Source organism: Actinomadura fibrosa (genome assembly GCF_900659615.1).
GTDB classification, from domain to species: Bacteria; Actinomycetota; Actinomycetes; order Streptosporangiales; family Streptosporangiaceae; genus Spirillospora; species Spirillospora fibrosa.
In genome coordinates this window covers 1-6,722 of the sequence record NZ_CAACUY010000364.1, presented here as the reverse complement: position 1 = coordinate 6,722, position 6,722 = coordinate 1, and the positions used below count along the sequence as shown (strand labels likewise).

Here is a 6,722-nt window from a genome sequence, read left to right as displayed (position 1 = left end):
TTTTTTTTTAATGATACGGCGACCACCGAGATCTACACTCTTTCCCTACACGACGCTCTTCCGATCTCCTCGCGACCGGCGGCTACGCGACGCTGCTGGACCGGCTGGACGGGGCCGTCGCCGGGCAGGCGCGGCAGCGGGCCGCCACCCTGCGGGCGCGGCTCGACGCGGGCGAACCGATCGGCGAGTGGAGCGGCTACGACGTCGTCACCGGCGCCACCGGAGTCGGCCGCCACCTGCTGGCCCGCCGCGACCGGGCCGGCGGGAAGGCGGCGGAGGAGGTCGGCGCGGCGCTCCGCGACATGCTCGACCTGCTCGTGCGCCTCGCGCTCACCGGGGACGCGACGGCCGGCGACCGGCGCGTGCCCGCCTGGTGGGTACGGCACGACCCGGCCGCGGAGCACGCGGGCACCGCCGGTCACCTCAACCTCGGCCTGGCCCACGGCGTGCCCGGCCCGCTCGCCCTGCTGGCGCTGGCCTGGCGCGCGGGCGTCCGGGTCGACCGGCACGCGGAGGCGGCGGCCGCCATGGCGGCCCTGCTCACCGACCTCCGGCGTGAGGACGCGGCGGGCCCCTACTGGCCGAACTGGACCGGTTCCGGCGCGGACGAGCGCCTGCGCCGGGTCCGCGACGTCTGGTGCTACGGGGCCGCGGGACTCGGCCGTGCGCTCTACCTCGCGGGCACGGCCTTCGGCGAGAAGGACTGGACGGACACCGCCGAGGCCGCGGTACGCGGCGCGTTCGCCACCGCGGGGGAGCACTCCGTCCGGGACTACGCGCTGTGCCACGGCTGGGCCGGCCTCCTGCAGATCGCCTGCCGCATGGCCCACGACACCGGCGACCCCGCGTACGCGGTCGCCGCCGACGGGTTCGCCGACCGCATCCGCGCGGGCCACGACCCCGGCCTGCCGTTCGGGTACCGGTACGCCCACGCGGCCGCCGCCAGGGACACCGACCGCCCGGGCCTGCTGGAAGGCGCCGCGGGCATCGCCCTGGCCCTGCACTGCCACGCCACCGGCGCGCCGCCCGCCACCGGCTGGGACGCCGCCCTCCTGCTCGACTGAACCCGCCGCACTCCGAAGGAGACCGCCGCATGAGCTGGTCAGACATCTTCGCCGACCCGTCCGACCGCGCGCGGGTCGACTGGGGGCGCTCCCACCTGAGCTTCGCGGCCGCCCCCGCGACCGCCGCCCTGCTGGACTTCGAGCGGATCGACGGCTGGATCCGGTACGGGCAGGTGCGCTACCCGCAGTTCCAGGTGAACATGCCCGCCGGCGGGATGCCGCCCACGATGTTCACCGAGACCCGCCGGTACCTGGCCCTCAGCATGCCCGGCCACCCGGTCACCGCCGCCGTCGCCGAGCAGCTCCGGCAGGGTGCGACGCTGCGCTTCGTCGCGATCGAGGACTGGTACCCGCCGATCGCCGAGCTGACCGACCGGCTCGCCGCGCTCCTCGGCGCCGCCGTCTCGGCGTTCGCGTTCTACACCCCGCCCGGGGACGACGGCGTCGGAGCGCACTGGGACATGGCGGACGTCTTCGCCGTCCAGCTCGAAGGCACCAAGACGTGGCACCTGTGGGACATCCCGGACGGCACCGGCTGGCAGGACGACCAGACCCTGCGGACCGGCCGGGACGCCGACCACGTCCTCGAACTGACCCCCGGGGACGGGCTGTACCTCCCGGCGGGCACCGGCCACCGGGCGTTCGCCGGGCCCGAGGGCTCGCTGCACCTGTCCCTCACCGTGTCGACGACCACGCACCGCAGGATCGTCCGGGCGTTGCTGGAGGACGTGCTGGCCGGCGTCCCGCTGCTGGACCGGCTGCCCGTGGACGGCGACCGCCTCACCCCGGTCGCCGCGCTGCTGCGCGAGGTCGCCGAGGCGGCGGAGAAGGCCGACCCGGCCGAGCTCCTCGCCCGGGTGGACCGGCGGGAGCCCGTCATCAGCCGGGCACCGCTCATCGCCGGCGTCGACCCCGCGCGCCATGTGCGCTGACTTACCCGGCCGCGGCGGTCCGGCGGCCACCGAGCTGCGCGTCGGCGGATCCGTCGACGTGCGGATGGCGCTCGACCCGTACGTGTCGACGCTGGTGCTGAGCGTGGACGCGCTCAGCCGCCGGCGCGGCGTCCCGGAGGAGTGGCGGCACCGGATCACCGGCTCCCTGAGCCCCCGCGACGTCCTCGCGCTGCGCCCGCTCGCGGCGCGGGACGGGTCGGTCGTCCCGGGGTCGGTGGCGCCGCTGAACCCGCGCACCGAGACCCCGGTCGGTGACCAGATCGAACGGCTCCGCGCCATCCCCGGCGAGCGGCTGCTCCACGACCTGGAGGCGGCGTACCCCGCCGGGGACCTCCCGGCGCACTGGCGCCCCGTCGCGGACCGCCCCCGCGACTGGCTGCACCGCTACGCCGCCACCATGGGAAGGGTCTGGGACGCCGTCGAACCCCTGTGGACGAAGGCGCGCCCCCTGCTGGACCGCGAGCTCGAACGCATCGGCGTCGCGTCCGTGCGGGGCGCCCTCGGCACCGTCCTCGCGGGCCTGCACCCCGGCGGCGCCTTCGAGGACGGCGTCCTGCGCATCCCCGACCCCCAGCCGGCCCGCTTCGACCTCGGCGGGCGCCCCCTCGTCCTCGTGCCCATGCTCTCCGCCGCGGACGCGCTGATCTGCGACTTCGACGACCCGGACGCGGCCTGGATCGCCTACCCGCTGGCCGCCGCGCACCGGCTCGCCGGCGAACCGGCCGACCCGGGATCGCTGGAGGCGATGCTCGGACCCGTCCGCGCCGCGCTGCTCCGGGCCGTGGAACGGCCGCTGACCATGGGCGAGCTCGCCCGGCTGGCCCGGCTCTCACCGAGCGCCGTGACCCACCACTGCGAGCGGCTGGCGGCGAGCGGGCTGGTGCGCCGCGAACGCCGGGGCCGCGAGACGCGCGTCCGCCGGACCGAGCGGGGCCACGCGGTCGTCGCGCTCTTCCCGGCCGGCCGCGCGTCCCGCTGACCGAGGGGCCGGGGGAGCGCGCGGCCGTCCGTTCGGGTCACTCGAAGTCGTCGGGGTTCAGGTCCTCCGGCCGCGAGCCGCCGTGCTCCATCGGGTCGTCCCGGCCCTCGCCCTCGCGGGGCGTCTCCGAGGCCGGCCGGCGCGAGGTCTCCTCCTCGGTCGGCGTCAGCGGGACGCCGCTGGCCTCCTCGCTCGCGCCGCGCTCGACGCCCCCGCCGCGCGGGTTTCGCTCGTCCATGGCACCCCTCCGTTCCTCGCCGCCGTGCGGCGCCTCCGCGCGGCGATCCGGTGAACCGCCGCGCCTCGTGGACGTCCCCCGCCCTACCCGCGTCCGCCCGGACCGCACGTGGTCTTCCCAATGGTGGCCAAGTCTTGGTGACCGGCGGAACGCGGCCGGGCGGTTCCGGGCCGGGGCGGGGCCGCGCGGTACGGTCGATCAAGGTGGCGACTGATGAGGGAAGGTTGCTGTGGATCTTTCTGGTGTCGGCGTGTGGAGCCAGGAGCTGCGCTACGGGGACGCCGCGGAGGCGGCGGACGCGGCGGCCGAGCTGGAGGAGCTCGGCTACGCCGCGATGTGGGTGCCCGACGTCGGCGGGCCGCTCTTCGACGCGGTCGGGAACCTCCTGGCGGCGACCCGGCGGGCGGTCGTCGCGACCGGCATCCTCAACCTGTGGATGCACGAGCCCGCGGACGCCGCCGCCGCGTTCGCCGCGCTGACCGCCGAGCACGGCGACCGGTTCCTGATGGGCATCGGCGTCAGCCACGCCCCGCTGATCGACTCCGGCGAGCCCGGCCGGTACCGGAAGCCGCTGGCGGCGATGCGGGCCTTCCTCGACGGCCTCGACCGGGCGGACCCGGCCGTGCCCGCGGCGGAGCGCGTCCTCGCCGCCCTCGGCCCGAAGATGCTCGACCTGGCGGCGACGCGGGCCCGCGGAGCCCACCCCTACCTCGTCACGCCCGACCACACCCGGCGGGCCCGCGAGGCGCTGGGGAACGGGCCGCTCGTCCTGCCGGAGCAGACCGTGATCCTGTGCTCGACGCGCGAGGAGGCGCGGGAGATCGGCACGGGCTGGCTGCGCTCCTACCTCGACCTGCCGAACTACGCCGGGAACCTGCTGCGCCTCGGGTTCACGTCCGCGGAGCTGGCGTCGGTGGACGACCGCCTGTTCGACGCCCTGATCGCCTGGGGCGGCGAGGACGAGGTCAAGGCGCGGGTGGACGAGCACCGCGCGGCGGGCGCCGACCACGTCTGCGTGCAGGTGCTCACGGCGGGGGACGGCTTCCCCCGCGAGGAGTGGCGGCGCCTCGCCGCGGCGCTGGTCTGACGGGCTCAGGACACCCCGAGGCGCTACAGGCGGGAGCCGGCGGCGATCGACGCGGCGGGCTCCGCGCCCTCGAAGGCGCGGATCATGGCGTCCTGGGTGAAGGACGCGAGGAGGCGCCCGTCCCCGGTGAGGACCTGGCCGCGGACGTGGGCCATGCCCGCGCCCGCGTAGGTGCTCTCGTGGTGGTAGCGGATCCAGCCGTCCCAGCGGACGGGTTCGTGGAACGCCACCCCGATGCCCAGGACGGCCGTCGAGACCGTGTGGTGGGCCTGGGACGTGCCGATCCCCGCGTGGGCCCGCATCGCGGCCGAGATCGACAGGTGGCCGGTGAAGTGCGCCAGCAGCGCGCGGCGCAGGTCGTCGCGGTCCGGGACGGCGTCGTAGCGCAGCCAGGCGTCGATGACCGGCGGCCCGACCTCGTCCGGGCTGCCGTAGTCCTCGACGTCCTCGATGCGCACCGTCCGGCCCGCGAGCGGCATGTCCACCGGATGCGCGGCCTCGGGGCCCTGGACGGGCGGTCCCGTCCACCGGTCGTGCCGGATGACGTCGGGCCCCGGGCGGTCCAGCAGGACGGTGCAGGTCGCGCGGACCCGGCCGCCCTGCGCGGCGGTGACCGCGGCGCTGGCGAACGAGCGGCCCGCGCGCACCGGCGCGACCGCGAACTCGATCGGTTCGGCGGGGTCGGCGACGGCGGCGAACAGGGCGTGCGCGGTCCGCACGGTCCGCCCGGGGAGGGCCTTGCCCGCGGCGACGAGCGACTGGGCGAGGATCTGGCTGCCGTCGACGACCCGCCTGCCGCCGCCGTCGCTGTCCCCGGCGAACCGGGCCGGCGGGGTTCCGGACGGCGCCGCGGGACCGGCGGGCTCCACGTCGAAGATGGCGATCATGCGTTCCAGCGTGGACGCGGTCACGGCCGTACCCCGGTGAAGGAGCCCTTGCCGATCGTCACGCGGACCGCCTCCTGGTCGAAGGCGACGTATCCGGCCAGGCGGGCGACCTCCGGGAAGGGGTCCGGATAGCTCCACGCGATCCCGTCCCCTTCGCCGCCGGCGACCCGCCAGTACACGGCCTCGCCCTTGAACGGGCACACGGTGCGTTCGCCGGTCGGCTCCAAATGAGTGAAGTCGACCGCGTCCCTGGGGAAGTAGACCACCAGGCCGTGGTCCTGCTCGTCCACGACCAGGCAGGCGTCGCTGCGGGCCAGGCACGCGTCGTCCAGCCAGGCGGCCATGGCGTTGGTGCGGGCGAGGAGATCGACGCGGTAGTCCGGCCGCGCGCCGTACATGGACCGCACGATCGCATCACCTCTACGGGATGGGGATTCTCTTCTTCTGAGAATGCCATATGCAGCCCGGGGGCGGTCAACTCTGATGTCAGCGGCGGCGGCGCGAGGCCGCCGAGCGGGGCGGCGCCGAGCGCATGTGCTCGCGCACGGGCGCGAGGAGGGCGGCCAGGGTTCGGGCGTCGTCGCGCGACAGCGGTTCGATGAGCTGCTGCCGGACCACCTCGGTGTGGCCGGGGAGGACCTCGGCGAGCAGGGCGCGTCCGGCGTCGGTGATGGTGACGGTGACGCCGCGGTCGTCGTCGGCGGAGCGGGCGCGCTTGACCAGGCCGGCCTTCTCCAGCAGGCCGGCCTGGTAGGTCAGGCCGCTGCGGCTGTAGACCACCCCGTCGGCCAGGTCGGTCATCCGCTCGCTGCCGCTCGGGGAGTCCAGCCCGAGCCGGGCCAGGAGCTGGAACTGCACGTAGCTGAGATCACCGGCCTCGCGCAGCTGCTGCTCGACCGCGTGCCGCAGCAGGCCCGCGACCTCCATCAGGGCGAAGTAGGCGCCCAGCTGGACGGGGTCCAGAGGCGGCGGCGTCTCGGGCATGCCGGCACCCTACCACCTGCTTCACTTTCGAAGCACTTGCTTCGAGTTCGAAGCACTGCTACGGTGACACCACTGCTTCGACTTCGAAGCACCAACGACGACCGATGGCGAGGCCCACAATGAAGGCAGTGCGATTCCACGAATACGGCGACCCCGACGTCCTGCGCTACGAGGACATCGACCAGCCGGTCCCGGCTGCCGGGCAGGTGCGGGTCCGGGTCGCGGCGACCACGTTCAACGGCGTGGACGGCAACATCCGCGCGGGCTTCATGCAGGAGCCGATGCCGCTGACCCTGCCGCACATCCCCGGCCTGGACCTCGCCGGGACGGTGGACGCGCTCGGCGAGGACGTCAGCGGCCTGAAGGTCGGCGACCCGGTGATCGGCTTCCTGCCGTTCGTCGTCGACGGCGCCGCAGCCCAGTACGTGCTGGCGCCCGCCGAGGCCCTGGCACCGGCGCCGACCAGCATCCCGCTCACCGACGCGGCCGCGCTGCCGCTGGTCGGCCTCACCGCCTGGCAGGCCCTGTTC

Annotated in this window: 9 protein-coding genes; 5 read left to right on the top strand and 4 right to left on the bottom strand. The window is 75.4% G+C overall.

What is annotated here, in order from left to right:
• The first annotated feature begins 92 nt into the window (after positions 1–92).
• From E1300_RS46205 to E1300_RS46195, 3 genes are read left to right on the top strand one after another with little or no spacing between them, the layout of a single operon-like run.
• A complete protein-coding gene (locus E1300_RS46205) occupies positions 93–1,064 on the top strand; it encodes a lanthionine synthetase C family protein (protein ID WP_131763610.1) in 972 nt (323 codons plus the stop codon).
• A gap of 29 nt (positions 1,065–1,093) precedes the next feature.
• The gene (locus E1300_RS46200) at positions 1,094–1,996 is read left to right on the top strand and encodes a JmjC domain-containing protein (protein WP_131763609.1); all 903 of its coding nucleotides are present in this window, start codon (positions 1,094–1,096) and stop codon (positions 1,994–1,996) included.
• A complete protein-coding gene (locus tag E1300_RS46195) occupies positions 1,986–2,996 on the top strand; it encodes a winged helix-turn-helix domain-containing protein (RefSeq protein ID WP_131763608.1) in 1,011 nt (336 codons plus the stop codon). The genes E1300_RS46200 and E1300_RS46195 overlap by 11 nt, the downstream gene beginning before the upstream one ends.
• 37 nt (positions 2,997–3,033) lie before the next feature.
• Here E1300_RS46195 and E1300_RS46190 read toward each other — a convergent pair whose 3' ends face one another.
• Entirely contained in the window at positions 3,034–3,234 is a 201-nt protein-coding gene (locus tag E1300_RS46190; protein WP_131763607.1) for a hypothetical protein, read from the bottom strand.
• Positions 3,235–3,463: 229 nt separating this feature from the next.
• Here E1300_RS46190 and E1300_RS46185 point away from each other — a divergent pair, with 229 nt between their 5' ends.
• Entirely contained in the window at positions 3,464–4,321 is an 858-nt protein-coding gene (locus E1300_RS46185; protein ID WP_131763606.1) for a TIGR03620 family F420-dependent LLM class oxidoreductase, read from the top strand.
• 23 nt (positions 4,322–4,344) lie between these two features.
• Here the strand turns inward: E1300_RS46185 and E1300_RS46180 are convergent, their stop codons facing one another.
• The 3 genes from E1300_RS46180 to E1300_RS46170 form a co-directional block, all read right to left on the bottom strand.
• A complete protein-coding gene (locus E1300_RS46180) occupies positions 4,345–5,232 on the bottom strand; it encodes an acyl-CoA thioesterase (RefSeq protein WP_207400373.1) in 888 nt (295 codons plus the stop codon).
• Positions 5,229–5,606, bottom strand: a complete 378-nt coding sequence (locus tag E1300_RS46175) for a DUF427 domain-containing protein (protein ID WP_131763611.1) — start codon at positions 5,604–5,606, stop codon at positions 5,229–5,231. Before E1300_RS46175 ends, E1300_RS46180 begins: the two co-directional genes overlap by 4 nt.
• A gap of 88 nt (positions 5,607–5,694) precedes the next feature.
• A complete protein-coding gene (locus E1300_RS46170; protein WP_131763605.1) occupies positions 5,695–6,192 on the bottom strand; it encodes a MarR family winged helix-turn-helix transcriptional regulator in 498 nt (165 codons plus the stop codon).
• 119 nt (positions 6,193–6,311) lie between these two features.
• Between E1300_RS46170 and E1300_RS46165 the strand changes: the two genes are divergently transcribed.
• A partial coding sequence (locus tag E1300_RS46165; protein ID WP_165503306.1) for an alcohol dehydrogenase catalytic domain-containing protein occupies positions 6,312–6,722 on the top strand: 411 nt, incomplete at its 3' end.

Excerpts from the sequence above, each read along its gene's own strand:
- E1300_RS46190 (WP_131763607.1), bottom strand. The coding sequence starts at position 3,234 with ATGGACGAGCGAAACCCGCGCGGCGGGGGCGTCGAGCGCGGCGCGAGC.
- E1300_RS46195 (WP_131763608.1), top strand. The coding sequence starts at position 1,986 with ATGTGCGCTGACTTACCCGGCCGCGGCGGTCCGGCGGCCACCGAGCTG.
- E1300_RS46170 (WP_131763605.1), bottom strand. The coding sequence starts at position 6,192 with ATGCCCGAGACGCCGCCGCCTCTGGACCCCGTCCAGCTGGGCGCCTAC.
- E1300_RS46200 (WP_131763609.1), top strand. The coding sequence starts at position 1,094 with ATGAGCTGGTCAGACATCTTCGCCGACCCGTCCGACCGCGCGCGGGTC.
- E1300_RS46175 (WP_131763611.1), bottom strand. The coding sequence starts at position 5,606 with ATGTACGGCGCGCGGCCGGACTACCGCGTCGATCTCCTCGCCCGCACC.